Origin of the sequence: Paenibacillus vandeheii (assembly GCF_030433635.1) — a bacterium.
GTDB classification, from domain to species: domain Bacteria; phylum Bacillota; class Bacilli; order Paenibacillales; family Paenibacillaceae; genus Paenibacillus; species Paenibacillus vandeheii.
The window spans coordinates 132,089-152,901 of record NZ_JAROCD010000011.1 but is presented as its reverse complement, the minus strand read 5'-3'; the positions used below and the strand labels follow the sequence as shown (position 1 = coordinate 152,901).

General features: G+C 39.1%; 19 protein-coding genes. All 19 read left to right on the top strand.

All coding sequences use genetic code 11. The features are described from left to right. Window positions 1-132: 132 nt before the first annotated feature. The 19 genes from P5G61_RS21970 to P5G61_RS21880 all read left to right on the top strand — a co-directional run bounded on the left by P5G61_RS21970 (window position 133) and on the right by P5G61_RS21880 (window position 20,699). Window positions 133-3,090 carry a Tn3 family transposase gene (locus P5G61_RS21970; RefSeq protein ID WP_024630909.1) on the top strand — a complete coding sequence of 986 codons (2,958 nt, stop codon included), beginning with the start codon at window positions 133-135 and terminating at the stop codon, window positions 3,088-3,090. A 334-nt stretch (window positions 3,091-3,424) separates the two neighbouring features. Next, window positions 3,425-4,033: a P-loop NTPase family protein gene (locus P5G61_RS21965; protein ID WP_024630908.1), complete on the top strand. Its 609-nt coding sequence runs from the start codon at window positions 3,425-3,427 to the stop codon at window positions 4,031-4,033. A gap of 16 nt (window positions 4,034-4,049) precedes the next feature. Further along, window positions 4,050-4,958, top strand: coding sequence for an FtsH protease activity modulator HflK (hflK, locus tag P5G61_RS21960; RefSeq protein WP_036665381.1), 909 nt, complete (start codon window positions 4,050-4,052; stop codon window positions 4,956-4,958). Between the two features lie 24 nt (window positions 4,959-4,982). Beyond that, window positions 4,983-5,897, top strand: a complete 915-nt coding sequence (hflC, locus tag P5G61_RS21955) for a protease modulator HflC (protein ID WP_024630907.1) — start codon at window positions 4,983-4,985, stop codon at window positions 5,895-5,897. A 169-nt stretch (window positions 5,898-6,066) separates the two neighbouring features. Further along, the gene (locus tag P5G61_RS21950; protein ID WP_024630906.1) at window positions 6,067-6,288 is read left to right on the top strand and encodes a hypothetical protein; all 222 of its coding nucleotides are present in this window, start codon (window positions 6,067-6,069) and stop codon (window positions 6,286-6,288) included. Between the two features lie 514 nt (window positions 6,289-6,802). After that, a complete protein-coding gene (locus tag P5G61_RS21945; protein ID WP_024630904.1) occupies window positions 6,803-7,339 on the top strand; it encodes a hypothetical protein in 537 nt (178 codons plus the stop codon). Between the two features lie 73 nt (window positions 7,340-7,412). Further along, window positions 7,413-7,874 carry an RNA chaperone Hfq gene (hfq, locus tag P5G61_RS21940; protein ID WP_024630903.1) on the top strand — a complete coding sequence of 154 codons (462 nt, stop codon included), beginning with the start codon at window positions 7,413-7,415 and terminating at the stop codon, window positions 7,872-7,874. 452 nt (window positions 7,875-8,326) lie between these two features. Then, a complete protein-coding gene (locus tag P5G61_RS21935) occupies window positions 8,327-9,037 on the top strand; it encodes a hypothetical protein (RefSeq protein ID WP_024630902.1) in 711 nt (236 codons plus the stop codon). Between the two features lie 78 nt (window positions 9,038-9,115). Beyond that, window positions 9,116-9,814, top strand: coding sequence for a hypothetical protein (locus tag P5G61_RS21930; RefSeq protein WP_024630901.1), 699 nt, complete (start codon window positions 9,116-9,118; stop codon window positions 9,812-9,814). A gap of 21 nt (window positions 9,815-9,835) precedes the next feature. Then, window positions 9,836-11,131, top strand: coding sequence for a DNA primase (dnaG, locus tag P5G61_RS21925; RefSeq protein ID WP_024630900.1), 1,296 nt, complete (start codon window positions 9,836-9,838; stop codon window positions 11,129-11,131). A gap of 91 nt (window positions 11,132-11,222) precedes the next feature. Next, window positions 11,223-11,405 (top strand): hypothetical protein, encoded by a 183-nt coding sequence (locus P5G61_RS21920; RefSeq protein WP_024630899.1) that lies wholly within the window; start codon window positions 11,223-11,225, stop codon window positions 11,403-11,405. Between the two features lie 199 nt (window positions 11,406-11,604). Next, the gene (locus tag P5G61_RS21915; protein WP_024630898.1) at window positions 11,605-11,961 is read left to right on the top strand and encodes a beta barrel domain-containing protein; all 357 of its coding nucleotides are present in this window, start codon (window positions 11,605-11,607) and stop codon (window positions 11,959-11,961) included. Window positions 11,962-12,459: 498 nt separating this feature from the next. Continuing rightward, window positions 12,460-12,663 carry a hypothetical protein gene (locus P5G61_RS21910; RefSeq protein WP_024630897.1) on the top strand — a complete coding sequence of 68 codons (204 nt, stop codon included), beginning with the start codon at window positions 12,460-12,462 and terminating at the stop codon, window positions 12,661-12,663. A gap of 67 nt (window positions 12,664-12,730) precedes the next feature. Beyond that, complete coding sequence (locus tag P5G61_RS21905; RefSeq protein WP_024630896.1) at window positions 12,731-13,033, top strand: hypothetical protein; 303 nt, start codon at window positions 12,731-12,733, stop codon at window positions 13,031-13,033. A 199-nt stretch (window positions 13,034-13,232) separates the two neighbouring features. Next, window positions 13,233-15,503, top strand: a complete 2,271-nt coding sequence (locus P5G61_RS21900) for an ATP-binding protein (protein ID WP_024630895.1) — start codon at window positions 13,233-13,235, stop codon at window positions 15,501-15,503. A gap of 203 nt (window positions 15,504-15,706) precedes the next feature. After that, on the top strand, window positions 15,707-15,955 hold the full coding sequence (locus P5G61_RS21895; RefSeq protein WP_024630894.1) for a hypothetical protein: 249 nt from the start codon (window positions 15,707-15,709) through the stop codon (window positions 15,953-15,955). Between the two features lie 179 nt (window positions 15,956-16,134). Further along, complete coding sequence (locus P5G61_RS21890) at window positions 16,135-16,371, top strand: hypothetical protein (RefSeq protein ID WP_024630893.1); 237 nt, start codon at window positions 16,135-16,137, stop codon at window positions 16,369-16,371. Window positions 16,372-16,524: 153 nt separating this feature from the next. Next, the gene (locus P5G61_RS21885; protein ID WP_024630892.1) at window positions 16,525-16,761 is read left to right on the top strand and encodes a hypothetical protein; all 237 of its coding nucleotides are present in this window, start codon (window positions 16,525-16,527) and stop codon (window positions 16,759-16,761) included. Window positions 16,762-16,808: 47 nt separating this feature from the next. Beyond that, window positions 16,809-20,699 (top strand): hypothetical protein, encoded by a 3,891-nt coding sequence (locus P5G61_RS21880; protein WP_152532923.1) that lies wholly within the window; start codon window positions 16,809-16,811, stop codon window positions 20,697-20,699. Window positions 20,700-20,813 lie beyond the last annotated feature (114 nt).

Below are 20,813 nucleotides of genomic sequence, written 5' to 3'. Positions count from 1 at the left end.
AAATATGCAGCTTTTAATAAAAAAACATTGGTGGCAATAGAACAATCGTTACAGTATTGGGATCTTCCAGATCAACTTTTTATTGATATCTAGAAAAATAAATAAATTTACTTGCGAAAGGATGTGGAAAATATGGCATCAAGAGGGAAAGAACTACTTACAACCGATCAAAGAGTAGAATTTGTACGAATTCCAGCTGATTTGACCGAACGTGAACTAGAAATCTATTATACTTTCTCACAATATGACCTTGAAATTATTAAACAACATAGAAGAGACCATAATCGTTTAGGATTTGCTGTCCAATTATGTGTTTTGCGTTTTCCTGGATGGTCCCTCTCAGATGTTGAACCCATTCCCGATTACGTAATCCAATACATCGCAAGACAAATAAATGCAAATCCCAAATCGTTTTCTTTATATGCCCAACGGGACCCAACTAAACATGAGCATATGGAAAAAATCCGACAAGTGTATGGTTATCAGAACTTCTCTTCTAGTAAATATCGCGAAGCATCACAGTTTTTATTGCAACATGCCCTACAAAATGAGAATTCTATTTACCTACTTCGTACCGTTCAAGACAAACTACTAAATCAAAAAATAATACTTCCTGGCATAACTACTATAGAGCGACTTGTTTGGGAAACCCGTCGGAGGGCAGAGGAAAAGATTTTTATTTCTTTAACCAAGACCCTTTCAGACTGGCAAAAGCAAAAAATGGATAAACTTATCGACCCCTTCGTGGAAAGCAGGAAAACCCCATTAGCATGGTTAAGAGAACTTCCCGGCCAGTCATCACCTGATGCCTTTTTAAAGGTAATAGAGCGTTTGGAATATATTCGGGATTTGAAGCTTCCGACAAATATAAATGAAGTGCATCCCAATCGATTGCTTCAATTATCACGTATCGGAGCACGTTATGAACCCCATTCATTTCGTAGGTTTAAGGAAAATAAGAAATACGCCATTCTTGTAGCATACCTAGTGACACTCAGTCAGGACTTAATTGACCAGGCAATTGAAATTCATGATCGGCAAATGATGATTTTACAATCCAAAGGTCGCAAAACTCAAGAGGAAATACAACAGGAAAATGGTAAAGCAGTTAATGAAAAAGTCGTTCATTTTGCAGATATTGGGGCTGCGCTTATTCAAGCACGAGATGAAGGGCTTGATCCATTTAGCACCATTGAAAAGGTAATGCCTTGGGATAAAATCGTTACTTCAGTTGAAGAAGCAAAAAAACTAGCCCGGCCGATGGATTATGATTACCTTGACTTGCTAGAAAATCGATTTACTTATCTGAGAAAGTATACGCCTGCTCTTCTTAAATCTCTAGAATTTCGTTCTACAAAAGCAGCTGAACCATTATTACGTGCATTAAAAACATTGAACGAGATGAATGAGTCCGGAAAAAGAAAAGTTCCAGAAGGGTCTCCATTAGATTTTGTTCCAAAACGATGGCAAAAGCATGTGTACGATGAGGAAGGAACAATTAATCGACATTATTATGAAATGGCTGCCCTAACGGAATTAAAAAATCATATTCGTTCAGGAGATATATCTGTAGTCGGTAGCAGGCTCCATAAAAACTTCGAGGAGTACCTTATTCCTAATGATGAATGGACAACAACCAATCTTAAAGAAACTAGACTAGCAGTTCGTTCATCAGCAGAGGAATACCTTGAGGAAAGAAGGAAGGCTCTAGCTCAACGCCTTACAGGGGTTTCAAATAAGCTTGATGATCTTGAAGGAGTAAATATTGAAAAAGCAAAACTTAGGGTGGATCGTTTGGAAAAGGATACCCCGGAAGAAGCACGAAACTTCAGTTTATCCTTATATAACATGCTTCCAAGAATTAAGCTCACTGATCTTTTAATGGAGGTAGCGCAATGGACAGGATTTGACGAAATGTTAATACACGCTTCCACCAATCGGCCTCCAAAGGGAGAGGAAAAGGTCATTCTGATGGCTGCACTCATGGCAATGGGAACGAATATTGGATTGACAAAAATGGCAGATGCAACGCCTGGAATTACCTATCACCAAATGGCTAATGCTGCACAATGGCGCCTATATGATGATGCTATAAATAAAGCTCAGGCAATTCTGGTAAATTTCCAGCATAAGCTTTCTCTATCAGCATATTGGGGAGATGGAAGCACCTCCTCATCAGATGGAATGCGAGTACAAGTTGGTGTTTCATCGCTGTATGCTGATGCTAATCCTCATTATGGCACAGGTAAAGGAGCAACCATTTACCGTTTTACAAGTGATCAATTCTCCTCTTTTTATACAAAAGTCATTAATACCAATGCAAGAGATGCTGTACATGTCATTGATGGGTTGCTTCATCATGAAACGGAATTAAATATTGAGGAGCATTATACTGATACGGCTGGTTATACCGATCAAGTTTTTGGTTTAAGTCATTTGTTAGCCTTTCGTTTTGCACCAAGGCTTCGTGATTTAACCGATGCTAAACTATACACAATTCAAAAGCCAAGTGATTTTCCCGAAATTGAAAGTTTACTTCGTGGGCGAATTAACACAAAGATTATTCAAGAGAACTTTGATGATGTGCTCCGTTTAGCCCATTCTATTCGAGAAGGTAAAGTTTCTGGTTCGCTTATGATGGGGAAATTAGGGTCATATGCAAGGCAAAACAAGTTAGCTACTGCTTTGCGAGAAATGGGAAGAATAGAAAAAACCATTTTTATCTTGGATTACATATCTAATGAAGCACTACGTAGGCGTATCCAACGAGGATTAAATAAAGGGGAAGCTATGAATGGTTTGGCAAGAGCATTATTCTTTGGAAAACGGGGTGAGTTACGGGAAAGGGGATTACAGGATCAGCTTCAACGCGCAAGTGCTTTAAACATTATAATTAACGCAATTAGCGTATGGAATACCGTATATCTAACCGAAGCAACAAAATTGTTGAAAGAAAAAGGAAATTTGCGAGAGAACTTATTAAAGCATATTTCGCCACTAGGATGGGAACATATCAATTTTCTTGGAGAATACACCTTTGATATGAAGAAAATAGCAAATTTACATTCGCTGCGCCCTCTTAATCAATAAAAATAAAAGCCGATGATTCCTTAACGTAGGGAAATTCGGCTTTCTTCATGTCGAAATTTGCTTAGCGTATGTTTTGCGCTTTTAGTTGGTGGGACCCCTGAGAATAATAGAAGTGTTTCCTTTAGTAACAATGAAACCACCGGTACCGAAAGCAAGTGAACTCAAAAAAGACTCGTCATCAAGTACCAGTGGGAATTCCGGATTTTCCGACATGTTGAAACAAGCGATTGTAGCAACAAATTCACATCCAATACAAGATCGAAGAAATGATATCAAGAAAAAGTACTTGTAGAGGATACATAAAAATTAAAGATCTATGAAGGAGTACAAATGTATGCAAACGACAACAAAACCAACAAACGCTATGGAGCAAATATCATCCTTAATAGCTCAAAAAAAGAACATCCTTTTGATTACTGAAGATGGTAAAGGTGCAACCAGCCTGCTGTATTCCCTTGCCGCATCCAACGCTAAAGTAGGATTTAGAAGTTTGGTGATTGAGGATCACCGACCAGCTGTATACGTCCCTAACTCGGATTCTATTCTATTCACTGCATCTAACAGCAAACAAAAGTCATCTTTATTTGATCAAGCGCTTTTACTACGTGCGGATTATTTATACGTGTCTGAATTAAGAGGAACGACTGAGATAAGCAAATATTTTGATCTGATAGGAAAAGGAATGAAGGGATGCATGACTACTCTGGTAGCTAAGAATCCAGAACATGCAATCAGAAAACTCAGTAGATTATTTAATCTATCCTACGTAGATGATCTTAGCCAAGAAGATATGCTTTTCAATCAGCGCTGGCTGGCATCGAATCTTCATTATATTGTTTCAGTTCGTCATGTTCAGTCATTCACCCAAGCATGCACTATTGATGACATCACCTCGGTAACTAGCGATCAAACCGGAAAAATTAGATTTCAAAGCATTATCTAAAATAGGAGGATTTAGTATGAAAATCACAGAGAAGAGCCTCGTTTTTGTTTTGCTTGGCGGATTCTTGTTGTTTAATTCAACCTATACTGTACAAGAAAAAGAAGTAGCAGTTGTGACGACATTCGGAAAGGTAACAAATGAGAGTACTCAAGGGTTACATCTAAAATGGCCATGGCCGATTCAAAGTGTAGAGAAAGTTGATGCGAACAAGACACATCGTATTGAGATTGGATTTAGGCAGGATGGGGACAAGGCTGTCTCAGTAGAAAGCGAAGCTCTCATGATCACTGGTGATGAGAACATCGTTTGGGCTGATGCGATCGTAGAATACAATATCTCGAATGCAAAAAACTACTTATATAACACTGATAGTCCTGAGAATTTCCTCGGTAATGCTACCGTAGCCGCGATCCGCAGCGTAATTGGTAGCAAAAAACTGGATTATGTTATCACAGAGGGCAAAACGGAAATCCAGGCAGAGGTAAAAGAATTACTGATTGCTTCAAACGACCTGTACAACACAGGAATACATATTCTCGATGTCAAATTCCAAGACATTGAACCGCCTGAGGGAGAGGTTTCCAAAGCGTTTGTTGCTGTTACCGATGCTAGAGAAGAGAAGAATACAAAGATTAACCAGGCAGAAAAACACCGCAACCAAGTAATCCCTCAAGCCAGAGCAGCTGCCAATGCTGCTAAGGAACAGGCCCTCAGTGAAAAGACAGAACGCATCAATGGTGCAAAGGGGGATGTAAAGGAGTTTAACGCCATTTATGAGGAATACAAAAAAAATCCCCAAATCACAAAAAAGCGATTGATCCTGGAGACCATTGAGAAAGTCTACCCCAAAGCCAAGATCTTTATTGTTGATGGGAATGGCCAGACGGTCAACTATCTCCCTTTAACTGATTTGACTAAAAAATAAAGTGAATAGAGAGGAGTACCTCGCTTGAACGTTACCTTCAAATTCTCATATAAATCATGGTTCCTTCGGTTGACGATCATTTTGATACTGGGCGCCTTCGTCATGATGTCACTATTTACTTTCAAAGTAAAAGAAAACGAATATGCAGTCGTTACAAGGTTTGGTGAAATTGTACGTGTCCAAAATGCTGCTGGGTTAAAGCTGAAGGTTCCCCTCATCGAAAAAATAACTCGACTTCCTAAAGAGCAAAAAATATATACATCTAAATCTACTTCTATTCTTACTAAAGATAAAAAACCCATGATGGTGGACAATTATACGGTATGGAGAATTAGTAGTGTAAACAAATTTTTGAAAAGTGTACAGACAGTAAAATCCGGCGAAGAACGGATTGATGCTGCAGTGTACAATACTGTACGAAGAAAACTCTCGGAATCTGAATATGGTGCCATCATTAATACATCACTACAAAAGAATGCTTCGGGATCCCGGAACGATCTGAACGCTAGTATCACGACAGAGGTAAGAAACCTTATGGAAGAGAACTACGGGATTTCCATTGTGGATATCAAAATAAAGACGACTGATCTTCCAGAAGAGAATAAACAAAGTGTTTATAAACGAATGATTTCAGAAAGAGATTCTATAGCAGCAAATTACCTTAGCGAAGGGGAAGAAGAGGCTAAGAAAAAAACCTCTGAGGCAGACCGGGAAGCAAGGATTATTGAATCTGAAGGCAATTTGGTAGCTCAAAAGACCCTTGCAGAGGGTGAACAAGAAGCAGCTCGAATTTATAATGAAGCGTACAGCCGAGATACAGAGTTTTATGACCTATATCGTACACTCCAATCCTATGTGACCTCACTACAAGGTGAACCTGTTATTATGATCCCTGCAGATTCGCCATATGCTAGCATTCTCACGGGTAAAACAAAATAAGTTCTTGGCATAAGGGATTTTAAAAGTAGGGTGCTGCACTCTACTTTTTTCACTTTAATGATAGTGAAAAGAGAAGTAAATGACAAGACGCATAAATGTAAATCATGATATACATTTTGCTGGCCAAATGGTATACTTTGTTTACATAGATGGATAAGGGGGACTTGGGTTGAAATTAAAACAGATAGCAGGTGGATTCTTACTTAGTCTCACACAAATCATAGTATTACTCGTGGTGGCGATCGGTTTCATGAGAATAACTGATGTGAATTTTAATTTAGAGATTAACCTGGATTGGTGGGTTCTTACTATTATCATTGCTGCAGTCTTCATCCATATGGTAAGTCATATTTATATTTTCAGTGCACCTGAGAAACGAGACCTTCACTAATGGGGATTCTTTATTATATTTACGGAATTTTTGGAGTTTCTATTCCAATTCTCGTATTTTGTGGAATTGTTCATGCAGCAGCTGCATGTGGGATAGATCGCTTAGCTACGATCAGAATCAAAGACTTCTCTTGGGGAAGGAAGGTTTTATTAATAGGTCTTTTTATTTTACCCCTATGTTTGGCAATAGGATTGGGGTGGTCAAAACTGAACATCCATGATCATTTGTTTGAAATTTTAGTTCTATCAATTCTACCAATAAGTTCTGTGCTATTTGTATACACGGGATCACTTCTAATGAAGAATGATGATTTCGGATCTGGATTTACACAGTTTGTAATGGGAGTTACAGGCTTGATTTTTGTTTTCATCATATAAATATAATAAGACGATGTAAGGAACACTTAAGATAAGGATTTATCGATTTGGTTGCATGAAATTCTTTAAACAACGTATTATCAATATATTTGTAAAAATTGATAACGGATTTATGATTAAGATCGGAGGATTGAATATTGAATCTTACAAGTATTATTGATAAGACAAGTGGACCTCTTGTACTGGAGAAAAGGCATGATTATTTTATATTAACTTTCCCTAGGGATACAATAGTTGATTGGACTTCAACTACTGAACTCATCATCGACCTCTTTTATCGGTTTCTCTGGTCATATAGTATTGACGAGGATAAAACTATAGGTGAATATTCGTCACACCTAACCATGTTTGGATTTGTCCAGCCTTTGCTTAATACACATCTTCTTACCAAGGAATTAGAATTTTGGGGCTTCCTATGGAAGGTTATTAGTGGTCGAAAAAGTAGCAATGGTTCGAGTTCGCAGATTATGGATTCTTACGACCTTCACTCGATGATTAAAGGGCTGACTACTTTTAAATTTCACAAATCTACACCAATAAATCTGAAAGAATTTAGTGAATCTGTCCTTAATGTGTTAAGTGAGAATTTAATCTATCAAACAAAAATGTACCCTGATCTCGCTACCTTAACAAAGAAACACAACGCTTGGATTAGTAATAAATTTCTATATTAAAGTGTTGCTATAGTCACACAATTGTGTTGCACAACAAAATCTTTATACGAATAAATAGGATGGAGTGGTATAAATGAGCAACAATGTCCAGGATCTCTTTTTAAATCAATGTCGGAGAGAGAAAGTGAAAGTGACCCTCTTTCTGGGCAATGGTGTACCAATGATGGGTAAAATCATACACTATGATGCTTACTCCATAGTCATTGAAGTTGAGAAAGGCGGTTACCAAGCTTTTATTTATAAGCATGCTATTCTTTCAATTGTTCCTGTATTTGCTGTAGGTATCACTGCAAGGCAAAATTGCAATGTTGAGCATAATTCAAACGATCTATTATCGCATTGCCTAATGAAAAAGATACCAGTCGAACTGTACTTAATTAATGGGAAAAAGATGACTGGCACGATATCTCATTATGATAAATACTCTCTTGTTTTAAACTCTCCAGATCGAAAGCAAAATTTTATTTTTAAACATGGCGTCTCTACAATTCTACCAAGCGAAAAAGTAATTCTTACTGCAGCAAAACCTATATGACATTGATAATGGCATTAGAGCGTAGATTATATTTTCAGTTTTTGAATGTTCTCAAGGAGGATTATTTACCAATCCTGTTTACAAAATTCTGGGTTCGATATAATATGAAGAGAGTAAATCAATTTGTAGCTTATCTCATTTAGCAAAATTCAAATTTGTGTACATGCATTTCATGAAGACAAAAAAATGAAATTTTGTAACGATGGACTCATGAGTACGAATTCATGTGGATTTGAGAAAAGTGGTTGTTCAACTTACTACATAGTAATGTTGAAAGCAACGGTGACAAAGGTATTTATTTAGTAATTCATGGTTTATTTTAAAAATACATAATTTCCTTAAGTGGAATTTCAAGAGAGCACATTCATTAGAATGTTGCTCTTTTTTTATTTTTTTATAGAGAGGCTTCTAGCAACGAACAAAATAATAATCTTTTTCATGGAGGTTTTATAATGAAAATGAAAAACAACCTGCTTAAAGTAACAGTCCTCATCCTTACCCTAAGCGTACTCTATGGATGTGGAAACAATGATTTCCGCTCTGAGATCGAATATTCTGATCTTCAGGTAGGCGTCTTGTCAGATATCAAAAGGGATATGGAATCAAATGATTATTCTTCGACTCCTACAGACCTAATAGAGTTAAAACAGGAGATCGATGCACAAAATATTGCTGCAGATCCTGGAATAACCTTACCTACAAAGATACAGAAAAACCTAGACTTATTGCAGAGGAACCAAGTTAAGCTAGATCTACAACGACTTGAAGGATTAGCAGGCCAATCATTAGGGGCATCAATGTACGCTAAAGAAAAGCTGGATGCGTTGAATGGAGACACTAAACATGAGAGAGAAATCTACCAAAACAAGATCGAACGAGAACTCGCGAATGTAACAGCTTTAGTAGACAGTATCGGAAGATCTAAAAAGCTGGATTTCGATGAACTCCAAGCTAAAACGGAGATGATCCATCAAACGCGTACCGAGATTCGTCAGTGGGGCTCAGTTCAAGGGCATTCCATCGCTGTCTTGAATGCTGCTGAGGAAATACTGGCAGCTGCAGAAAAACGTATAGTTCAAGCGAGACAAGACATGAGTTTGATTGAGCAAATTATTAAGCAACATCAAGAGCAAATAACAGCAATTTTAAACCAAATTGGATAGCAGCCGATTTCAAAAGCATTGAAAGAGCAGAGGGGTAGTTACCTTCTGCTTTTTACTATTTTATAGGGGAGATCAATTATGAACCGTTTATTTATTCAAGAGCCTTATTGCAAAGACGACCTTATCTTACTAGCAGGGACTGAAAAAAAAATACGAGCTGTTGTAGGTGTAAATCTGGAAGAACTCATCTCGAGTGATGAGGCTTCATTCAAGGAGCTTTTATCCAAAAAGGTAACCACGGCAGCCGGGTTCACTATAATGTCTTGCAATATGGCCGGCATTCTAAACGAAGAACTCTTAATCGAGGTTATAGGGCATGTAAAAGATATACGTGAAAGTTTCACTCAACTCCATATGTTGAAACTGGAGCAAGAGCTGGAAATGAACCATATACATGATCCAGATTGGGAGAAGAAGATTTTAGCTATTTTCCAAGATGCTCTGGATAACGGGTACAGTAGTATCTGGCAGCCTGAAGAAAATGAACTAGCCAGACTCTCTTCATTTATAACGTCCTTCTGCGAAAGACAAAATATTGATTATAGTCTCGAGATTGAAAACGTAAGTAGTTTAGCTTACTTGGTCTTTACGGATGAATTATCTAAAACATTCAAGACTAAAGTAGGTAAGCTGGTCACGTTTGATGGAGATGCTTTACTCATGAAATCATTTCTTCTCAAGGGTACTTTCCCTTCGGTAATTCTAGAGAATACAGAGGATCACCAGCTGAAACGGATATCGATCCCACAATACTTAAAAACGCTCGATAACAATTAAACATAATGGAGGAAACCAATAATGATTCAAATGACTGGTCTTGATGAGATGTGTAGAGATTTTGCAACAAAAGCTGCCCAAAAGATAGACATCGTAACCGTGATACAAGACTTCCTAGTATTACGCCAATCGGGTCAACATTTCTATTCGTTCTGTCCCTTCCATGATGACTCGAAAGCAACTTTTATTGTGGACCAAAGAGAACAATCTTTCAACTGTCCTGTATGCGGAAAAATGGGCGACTACTATGATTTTTTATCTACTATGGCTAAGAAATCAAAACCGGATTCTACTGCAACCGAAGTTATAAAGCAGATCCAGGAAGATTATATTGGCGAAAACTACAGTCACCTCCTGCGTAAATCATCGGAACGCTTTAATGAGGTGAAATCGATGTACGAAGCCCACGATTACCTGGCTAATGTCTATCATGAATATTTGCTGAGTAGTAATGGGAAGTTAGCCTTAACCTACCTCACAGAAAAAAGGGGAATCACGCTCGAAGCTATCAAGGAATTTAATATCGGATATGCCCCTGACATCAATGGGTTCGCTACCGAAAGCCTGCAGGCTGCAGGTTTTAACTTAGCTTTAATGTTGGAATGTGGTTTGGTCGGCCGAAATGATAATGCCGGAAAATATTATGATTATTTCCGAGGTAGAATTGTCTTTCCAATCTATGACACAGATTCGAAGGTAGTTGGTTTCGGCGGCAGAGCAATGAACGATAAGATAAAACCGAAGTATCTGAATACGAAAGAAACACCAATCTTTAAAAAGAGCGAACATTTGTACAATTTTAATAGAGTAAAAGGTCAGATCTCAGAAGACACAAAATTAGTGTTCTTTGAAGGATACGTAGATGTTGTGGCAGCCTGGCAATCTGGTTGTAAGACTGGCGTTGCTTCCTTGGGGACCTCTGTATCCAACCACCATTCTCGTATGGTTAGTGAATATACAGATCAAGCTATTATATGTTTTGACGGTGATCTCGCCGGTCAAAAAGCAACTTCAAAAGCAATTCATAATCTGCAGCGTTATGGGATTCGTCTCTGGATCGCACACATGCCTCAAGATTTAGATCCTGCAGATTATATTGAGAAATTTGGCGATAAGTCTTTTAAAGAATTAGTTCAAACACCTCTATCCATAGTAGAGTACTACTTCCGAAAAAGCATTGGTCTCGTTAGAACAGGTGATTTCTTATCTTTTAAAACAGCGTTGGATAAATATATTTTCTCTATTGAAATGTCAACGAACTATTTAAGTGACGTAAGGAAAAGTGAACTTACTACTTACTTCCATCAACGATTCTAATCTGGGAATTTACTCAAACTATATACCAATCAGTTTAGTCTAGAGAGAATTGAATTTAAGTCAAGAAGACACTATCCAGGAGGTAATTGAATTGGGAAACTTTTTGAAAGCATTGGATGAAGTCATCCTAGCATGGTCTCACCTTGGTGATGAATGGGATAAAATCGAGGAAACTTTCAGTGTTCAGCTTGCCGGGGGATATCCCTTTGAAAAGGATTATCGTGAAGTAGTCTTAGATTTATTGAGTTGGAAAGAAAGGATCAACAACTTATAGATAAGTTAACTCACAATCTCGAAGGTCTCCATCACTAATATTATCTCTGAGAAGTTCAAGAGGCGGATTGTTTTTAAATTATATCAACGAGTAGCACCGAACTTAGAGAAGATTAATTACAAAGGAGATAATTGATAGGGAAGAGCAATTTGCAGCATCAAAAAAATTATAATAGCAGTCTATAAGGAGTGAAACAGTAATGGCCAACTATCAATTTAAGACTGGAGATACTGCATATTTAACTTTGGGTGTTAACACAAGCAGATACAGTAATTCTAAATATGTCGAAGGAGTAGTAACTAAAGTTGGTAGGAAATACGTAACCGTTAAGATTGGTTATCAGGAATACCAATTTGATGTTACAGATGAACTAAGACAGAAAACAGAATATGCAGCAGACTACTATTTGTATGAATCGCTAGATGATCTTTTAGATAAGACAAAAAGATCCGAATTAGCCGTTAGGCTTAGTGTATTTTTCTCAAGTCCGTCGTCACTTGAAATGAAGTTAACACTTGAGCAAATGCAACGAATTGATGCAATAATAAACGAATAATGCAACTTTAAAAATAAGTTAAACGGTTCTAGTCGATCAGGATTGTCATTTAGACACACTTGGAGCATACAACTCCAGGTGTGTTTTTTGTATTTATGGATCATAGTTGTAATTTAAAGATTTGATTTTATGATAGTCGCAGGTTTAATTTAAGTCTTTGCCCTGGTTCTCAAAATATAGTTAAGGCATGAAATAAATAAGAAAGGAGTGTATTAGCATAGCTACAGTAAAGTTATCCCAATTACCAAACGCAATACAGGTTTCTTTAAATGTGAATTGCTTATGTGGAACAAAGATGACAATCTCTCCACCTGTAGATATTCAAGAAATGCCTGAAGATAAACGATCATTTTACTTAACTTGTGCTTATTGTGAACGTTCAATCGGGAAATTTGAAATTGTACTTAACTAACGAAACATTCTTTTATTAGGATAAAGTCTAAATTAGAAAATAAAGTGGGAGCAGACTTGCGGCCTCCCAAAAAAGGAGAATACATGATGATGACGGCACAGAATATTCTCGCCAAATTGGAAGCTTATGAAGACTCCGCATATGAAGGTGGAATCGGTGTTGATTGGCTAGCTGAAATTGGTGAGGGCTTTAAGTATTATGTACGCGAATGTATTGAAAACGATGTACCTGTTTCAATGCAAGGTTTTTATAAAAAAATTGATCAAATGGCGTCTGAAAGAGGGCTTTAATAAGGAGGAGATGTTGATGAAGCGTTGCATTGAGCGGAAATTTAGGTAAGTTTGGGGAGGGAGAAGCATGCAGGCTAAGGAAATGAGCAATCAGCAACTTGACCAGGCGCTAGCTGAATTGACGAATTACGAGGGATTAGAGAATTACGATACACCGTGCTACTCATACGAGCCTATTGCTTCAATTGAAATTCAAGCAAAAGCAATAGCGTACGATGCTGAAACTTACGTAAGAAATTTAGGGAGAGTAGTCTGTGATTGGTCACCTGAAAAATTCAACTGTAAATCGGTTGCTGAGTTATTGATGGCAAATCCTCGACAGAGAGCAGAAGCGGTATACATGACACTAATTGAGACGCAGAGTTCCTGACATTTTTGAAAAAACAGATTTTTGCTTCCTAAAAATACTGAGTTCGAATTACATTAAAGCTTATATAACAAACATAATCGAACGGGATCCACACGCTTAAGCCAGACAGTGCTTAAGCGTGTTTTTGTGTTCAGTTCATCAAGTTGTCATTTTTCGAAATGGGCTTACGATGTAATCGTCATAAATAAAAGGAAGAAAGGTGATCGAATTGCAACTTGTTCGTGAGGATTGGAAGTTATTCAGAAATATTGATACCTTGTGTCAGAAGGCTGGTGTTCATCGAAGCTTTATTCCCCAGTTGGTCGTGAAGGAACTAGTAGATAATGCTCTTGATGCAGCAGGTGATTGTGAATTGGAATTGGTTGATAGCTATAGTTTTAAAGTAGTAGACAACGGAGTAGGAATGGATCCCGAATGGCTGGAACAATATTTTTCAATCAATCGTCCGATGATCTCTTCGAAGCTCCTAAGAGTACCATCACGCGGTGCCCTTGGTAATGGCTTAAGGGTAGTAACAGGTGCAGTTATCTCGACGAACGGCTATATCATTGTTACTACTCGAGGAGAGAAGTACAAAATCATCCCGCAAGACGATGGGACAAGTGTTAAGGAATTTCTTGGTTATGACGAACATCAGGGAACATCCATCTTAGTACGATTGGGTCTGTCCATTAACGAAAATACTTTGATTTGGGGTAGATTGGCCATTCAGTTCTCTAAAGGGGGCGAGATGTACAAAGGGAAATCGTCGCCATACTGGTATACATCAGAAGCATTTTTTGAACTTGTTAATTCTGCTTCTATGACCCTTAGAGAGTTTTTAGGGTTGTTTGGTGCTACGGCTTCCAAAACAAAGGAGCTGATGAACTCAGTACATGAAGAAATCGGTTATGACGATTCCATAACTACAGCTGAAGTAGACTTTAATTCTGCCGATGAGATATTGAGTATACTGCGTAGAAACATCAAAAAGGTTCCCCCTCGAAAACTAGGCGGAGTAAACCGAAACTTTGGAGATACTCAATATCACAAGACCTATAGCTCTTTTAAACTTACTTCGATACGAGGAAGACATCATGCTGAAATACCTGTCGTTGTAGAGGCATGGGTTGTGAATAATGGTGATGCAGATGGAGAAAGAATAGAACAGTCGAGCATTAACATCCTAGTAAACAAAACTCCAGTGGCTGCAGATTTAAGAGTTTCTACCAAGCAGGCAACCTCTGATATATACGGAGGTGGGTTGTACATTACATTGAGATCGAGACCCACGAACTTTTACGTGAATGTAAGCACACCACATCAACCTATTAAATCAGATGGTAAGGAGCCAGATTTCCGACCATTCTCAGACGCTATCGAACAAGCATTGAAGAAGGCAGTAGCCAAAGTCAAAAAGTATAATCAATCTCTAGCTTCTGCCGGCCATAATGAGCGAGAAGTCATTATACTAAACTTAGATAGCGCTATTGAAAAGACAAGTGGAGATGGGAAATATATATTTAGTCAGCGGCAATTATATTATGCTATTCGCCCTTACATAATGGAGGCATTCGGCGGTAAACAGCTGAACTATAACTACTTCTGCCAAGTTATAACGGAGTATGAAGCATATTACGGAAATATAGTAGGAATGTATAGGGATCCAAGAGGAACCTTGTATCACCCACATACCGGAGAAGAAATACCACTTGGAACTATAGCGGTCCAGAATTATAACAGACCTCAGTGGACGTTTAACAAAATTATATTTATAGAGAAAGAGGGGTATTTTGCAAGCCTTAGGGACGTGGGATTTCCGGAGAAATATGACTGTGCCTTACTGTCATCGAAAGGATATGCCTCAAGAGCAGTGAAAGATTTGTTTGACTTATTAGGAGAAACGGATGAAGAGATTCAGTTCTTTTGCATTCATGACGCGGACGCTGCAGGTACTAAAATATTTGAAACACTTCAGGAAGCAACTTTAGCTAGACCAGGTCGGAGGGTCAAAGTTATCAATTTAGGTTTAGACCCGGACGAAGCGGAGGAACTTGGGCTACAAGTAGAAACGTTTGAAAGCACCAAGTATAGACCGGTTGCCGATTATGTTTCTTACGAATGGAGAGACTGGTTACAGTCCAATCGGGTTGAGCTTAATGCTATGACTACCCCGCAGTTTATTGATTGGCTTGAAGAGAAAATGGAGGCCCATGGCGTAGGAAAAGTTGTTCCAACTTCCAGAGTACTCTCTACTGAACTTGATCTACATGCTGAACGTGTAGTTAGAGAACGCCTGATTCAACAAATACTAGATGAAAACCACTTTGATCAACGGGTTGTTGAAAAGATGAATACAGTACAATCCGAATTGGATACGGCTAAGGGCGGAATTAATGAAACGGTCCGATCCATGTTGGAAGATAACCCTCAGAATTTGTGGAATGTCCCTGTTCAACAGATTGCCAACAAGATTATTGATATGGTTTGAGCAACCATAAGTGTTAGCCTCTCAGAAGGGTCTGAGGGGCTTTTTTTCCTTATATATCAAGAAAATTACCCAAAGGGGGATAAAAATGTACCCGATAAGAAACTTACGAAACCCTAGCATTTTTAGTATGATTATTCATGTAGAACGGTGAACGGCAATGAGCGGTTTAACCGAAAAATCACATATATGGAGGAATGAAAGAAATGTTTCAAGCTGCAAAAACAAAAGTTACAAACTGGATGAAAAACGAACAATCCGCATCTCTTACGACGGAAAACGGAATGTTGATGTTGGGCGGGATCGCCCTCGCAGTAGGTGTAGGCTTCTTGGTATCCCAATACATGCGTGACTCGAGCAATACAGTACTGACCAATATGGACACAGTCGCTGCAGGCGGTATCGATCCGGATACAAATCCATCAGGTACACCAGACGGCTGGGTTCGCCAATAACAAACTGATACTTTCTGGAACATACTTTGGTGCGTTGAGAGATTCTCTGAAGCCCCTAGTTGTATGATCATGGCGAGCAACAGAATAATAATTCGTTTAACAACGAGTTGATTGTATTTACTTTCGTTAGGATTTGGACCAAGGATGATTATTAGAATTCAATGGAGGTGAAGAAGTTCATGAGCAAAAAAATCATCAAGTGGATGAAGAACGAACAATCCGCGTCTCTTACGACTGAAAACGGAATGTTGATGTTGGGCGGGATCGCCCTCGCGGTAGGTGTAGGCTTCCTGGTATCCCAGTACATGCGTGATTCAAGCAATACGGTATTGACCAACATGGATACAGTTGCTGCAGGTGGTATCGATCCGGATACTAATCCGTCTGGTACGCCAGATGGCTGGATTCGTCAGTAATGCAATAGGAACAGTTCACTAGTCCGTTTCAGCCGATAAATGCATTTCTGGGACGGTATATTCAAATGAGATCTGTGATGCTGTTGTACGTCCTAAGAAAGTGCAACTTACTGAAATGAATAAGATTCTATACAGCAGGAGGTGAATAAGTTCATGAACCAAAAAATCCGTAACTGGATGAAAAACGAACAGTCCGCATCCTTGACGACTGAAAATGGAATGTTGATGTTGGGCGGGATCGCCCTCGCAGTAGGGGTAGGCTTCCTGGTCTCTCAATACATGCGTGACTCCAGTAACACAGTTCTCACAAATATGGATACAGTCGCTACCGGCGGCATCGATCCGGATACAAACCCTTCTGGAACCCCAGATGGCTGGATCCGCCAGTAAAACAACCCAAAGAGCACCTTCCTTCGAAGGTGCTCTTTTAAAATCAAATGATAAAGGAGAATCAAACTTTTCCAATGTTTACTCTCAATAAACAAATGACTCAGAAGGTAACGATATGGGCGCTCATCTTGATGATCTTATGCACAACAGTTTATCAACCAGGCAAGGCAGCAGCTGCCACATCCATCGTGTTTGAAGGGAAGACTTTAAGTCTCCGTTTAAATACATCTGCTGCAGGATATCGATACGATTTACTTGTCAATGGTACTGTAAAGAAGACGATTGGTGATGGGGTGGGAGATGTTGAAAACCCCAATATCTACTTAGAGGAACTAATTAATACAATTGATCCCCAACTCGGCATTGGAGTGAAATATGTTGTTGCCGAATATTATTACTATACAGGTGGGTCCGGTTCTGGCAATCGATCAGACAGATACAAGCTATCAGATCTACTTGGCACCACAATCACTGCCCCTAAGATTACACAGACTCCATCTACCCCAACTAACACAAACGTACAAATCACAATATCCTATCCTATTGAAGCAAGTATAAAAAGATATAGTGTTAATAACGGAGTAACGTACAACAACTATACCGGTCCTATCACCGTAAATGATAATACAAATATTATTGCTGTTGCAGGTTCTGGAGATGGAACCAAAGCTATAAGCAACCATACCGTATCAAACATTGATAGAACGCCGCCTAAAGCACCCACAATTTCAGCTAGCAGCACTAAACCAACGAAAAATCCGGTGACAATAACAATAAACTATGAATCTTCATCAGATATTAACGAATATCGCTATAATGGAGGAGCCTGGACTCGATATCAACTCGCGCTACTTATCAGTAAGAACTCTATAGTAGAAGCACGGGCCACAGATGCTGCTGGAAATATTTCATCGATTACGAAATATGAGATAACCAATATCGATACCATACCTCCTGAACCAGCAGACATTTTAATTTCTGGTGATGTGAGCGAAGGTTCTTTATTGGTATCGTTGCAACCACCCGCGGATGCAGCAGTAGTGGAGTACTCCTTCGATAATGTAAATTGGAACACATATGCGGGTCCATTCACGATTATGAATGACGGTACAATTTACGCGCGAGTCAAAGATGCTGCGACAAACAGCACAATTTCGTCAAAAACAGTAGATCAGTTTGGATACTATGCTAAGCTTTTACAAGCTGAAGAAGCAGTGACACTGGCTGAGGAATCGTTGAATCAGTCAGATGTAACTAGCGCAAGAGCCGCTGTTTCCGTACTCAAAACTGGAGACCAAACCGGTTTTAATCTCCGTTTAGATGTTGTTCAACAGAAGATCGATGATGCAATTGCTGAATACAGCGATTTGGTCAACCAAGCTAAGACTTTGGTGTCCCAAGCTGAAATCCTTGAGACACAAGAGGCTGTAGACCAAGCTCGAGATGTAACATTGAAGTTGAAATCAGAGGATCAGGAGAACCTTTTGGAACGTTTACAAGTGGTTCAGTCTAAAATTGATTCAAAAGAAGCCTATAATCAACTTTTAGCACGTGTGGAACAAACCGTTGCTAAAGCAGAAGAAACTCTGAACCAATCGACTGTAGATGAAGCTCAAGTCTTAATTGAGCAATTAAATGCAACTGATCAAGCCGTATTCTTGAAGCGTTTAGAAACAGTTCAAGCCAGGATTGATGAGTTAGAAGCTTATAGCCAACTCTTAATCCGTGTAGAAGAGGAAGTCTCAAAAGCCGAAAAGACGCTAGATCAAGCAGTGGTTCATTCAGCTCAGGCACTTGTTGAACAATTAAAGTCAACAGATCAGGCCTTTTTCTTGAGTCGCCTCCAAGCGGTTCAATACACGATTGATGGAAATCAAGCCTATGATAAGCTTCTGAACCAGGTTGAGGACGCTGTTAGCAAGGCGGAAGAGACGCTAAATCGTGTGGACGTTAGTGTTGCGCAAGATCTGGTGCGCCAGTTAAACGAAGAAGATCGCATTTCCTATGAACAGCGCTTAAATGAAGTCCTTACGTTGATAACAGCAGCTGAAGAATACGCTCAGCAATTAAAAGCAGCTATTGCAGCCGTGGAGAAAGCCGAGAGCACGTTTAACCAGGATGATCTGGATCAAGCAAGGGACCTTGTCGGTGAGCTCAACGAAGAAGATCAGACCTCGCTCCACGATCGATTAGATCAGGTACAAAAACAAATCGACAATGAACCAACTGAACCTGTGGAGACTGAAGAAATGACTAAGGCTCGAGAAGCTGTCGAAGTGGCCGAAAGCAGTTATCGTTCTTCTGACCTTCAGGTGGCTATAACATTAGTTAATGCGCTTCCAGATTCTACATTCAAAACGGAATTGTTAACACGTATTGATAGTGTTCAAAAATTCATTACCTATTTGGAGAACACTGAAAGTGCCAGAAAAGCGGTAGAACTGGCAGAAGAGACGCAAAATGATGGAGATGTTCAGAGTGCACGCCTAACCGTGGAAAAACTTGAAGAGGGTGCATATAAGGATTATTTAACTACTCGTCTTAAAGTGGTTGAAGATCTCATTCAAGAATTGAATACATTACACGCGGAAATTGAAGAGATTAAACAGCTTTTGAATATCGCAGATGGAAGCCTCAAAGCAGGTGACCTGAATAAAGCTAAAACAAAAATTAATGCACTGCCTGCTAGTAATGTAAAAAATGATTTCCTCTTTCAAATGGCGACTATTCAAGTGAAGATGAATCTTACAACGGCAACCAATAACGCTACTTTGGCAGTTACGCGTGCTGAAAGTGCAAAAACGGTTGAATTGTATGGAGCTGCACTAGCTCAAGTCAATGCTCTTCCGGATAGTGATGCAAAAACGAAGCTTGAAACTCGTTTAGAAGCATTAAAAGTTAAGATGGACAGTGCATATGAAGAAGAAATGGTTCTCTGGTATGCTACGCTTCTGGTAGAACGAGTAGAAAGCAATAAAACGATGAGTGACTATAAATCAGCTTCTGAAGCGGTTTCCAATTTAAAAAACAGTTCATCTAAAACAGCTTTGAACAAGAGACTCAAGGTCGTTGAGGAGTATCTTACAAAATCATCACTAGTGGTCCAACGTTTTGAAGTAAAAACGAAAACAAAAGACTCCATTACACTAACCTGGGATAAAGTCTATGGGGCTACCGGTTATAAGCTTGAGCGACTTCTTGATGGTGTATTGGAGAAAACATACTCACTTTCTACTCAGACCACGTATAAAGATAGTAGCCTAGCTCTGAACACCTCTTACACATATCGTCTCACTCCGAGGGTCAATTCAACTTACGGTGAAGGCAAGGAGCTCCAAGCCAGCACAGCTGAAGTTACGCTTCCAACAGAGCCTACGTTATTGGTTGGTGAAGTAGATGCTGAAGGTATTCTACATGTTCGTGGAGCAGGATCGGATGCATACCGGTTGTATTATGTACTGTACAATGAAAAGGGTGTCCGGATAATACGTTCCCTCCTGAAAGACAATGAGGAAAAAACATACGGATTTACGAAGGCTGGCACCTATACGTTGAAACTGGAAGCTTATAATCAGAGTGAGAGAGTTTCCTCTTATACAAATCCAGTCAACATCGAAGTTAAACCAGAGATGGTAGAACCTCCTACACCGGTCAATGCTAAATTCGAAGAAGTTACCGTAGAGAACGGATATGTTATATTCCGAGCATCGGTCTCCAACACCGTGGATGGAAAAATTGAAAAGCTGCAGTTTGAGCTGCATGATGCCGATGGGAAACGGTTGAATTATTCAGTTGGAAAGCTTGCGGGTGATTGGATTGAATATAGCTACCGTAGATCCATAGCGACGACTCCAGCAGGAACATATACGATTACTGTCAAAGGAAAAAGAGGATCCGATTACAGCGAACCTGTTTCGCACGATATTACGTTACAGTAAAGACAAGCTAGCCAGTGGTAAAAACATTGGCTAGTTTTTTTTGTGAACTTATTGGGCCGCTCCAACGATTTACATGTATTTTACATAAATGTAGTACTTACTTAAATCTCTTCG

Bases quoted from the DNA above. Each gene is read 5' to 3' on its own strand.
- P5G61_RS21885 (WP_024630892.1), top strand. From the start codon at position 16,525: ATGAACCAAAAAATCCGTAACTGGATGAAAAACGAACAGTCCGCATCC.
- P5G61_RS21880 (WP_152532923.1), top strand. From the start codon at position 16,809: ATGATAAAGGAGAATCAAACTTTTCCAATGTTTACTCTCAATAAACAA.
- P5G61_RS21970 (WP_024630909.1), top strand. From the start codon at position 133: ATGGCATCAAGAGGGAAAGAACTACTTACAACCGATCAAAGAGTAGAA.
- P5G61_RS21910 (WP_024630897.1), top strand. From the start codon at position 12,460: ATGATGACGGCACAGAATATTCTCGCCAAATTGGAAGCTTATGAAGAC.
- P5G61_RS21915 (WP_024630898.1), top strand. From the start codon at position 11,605: ATGGCCAACTATCAATTTAAGACTGGAGATACTGCATATTTAACTTTG.
- P5G61_RS21890 (WP_024630893.1), top strand. From the start codon at position 16,135: ATGAGCAAAAAAATCATCAAGTGGATGAAGAACGAACAATCCGCGTCT.
- P5G61_RS21895 (WP_024630894.1), top strand. From the start codon at position 15,707: ATGTTTCAAGCTGCAAAAACAAAAGTTACAAACTGGATGAAAAACGAA.
- hfq (WP_024630903.1), top strand. From the start codon at position 7,413: ATGAGCAACAATGTCCAGGATCTCTTTTTAAATCAATGTCGGAGAGAG.
- P5G61_RS21965 (WP_024630908.1), top strand. From the start codon at position 3,425: ATGCAAACGACAACAAAACCAACAAACGCTATGGAGCAAATATCATCC.
- P5G61_RS21935 (WP_024630902.1), top strand. From the start codon at position 8,327: ATGAAAATGAAAAACAACCTGCTTAAAGTAACAGTCCTCATCCTTACC.
- hflK (WP_036665381.1), top strand. From the start codon at position 4,050: ATGAAAATCACAGAGAAGAGCCTCGTTTTTGTTTTGCTTGGCGGATTC.
- P5G61_RS21930 (WP_024630901.1), top strand. From the start codon at position 9,116: ATGAACCGTTTATTTATTCAAGAGCCTTATTGCAAAGACGACCTTATC.
- dnaG (WP_024630900.1), top strand. From the start codon at position 9,836: ATGATTCAAATGACTGGTCTTGATGAGATGTGTAGAGATTTTGCAACA.
- P5G61_RS21905 (WP_024630896.1), top strand. From the start codon at position 12,731: ATGCAGGCTAAGGAAATGAGCAATCAGCAACTTGACCAGGCGCTAGCT.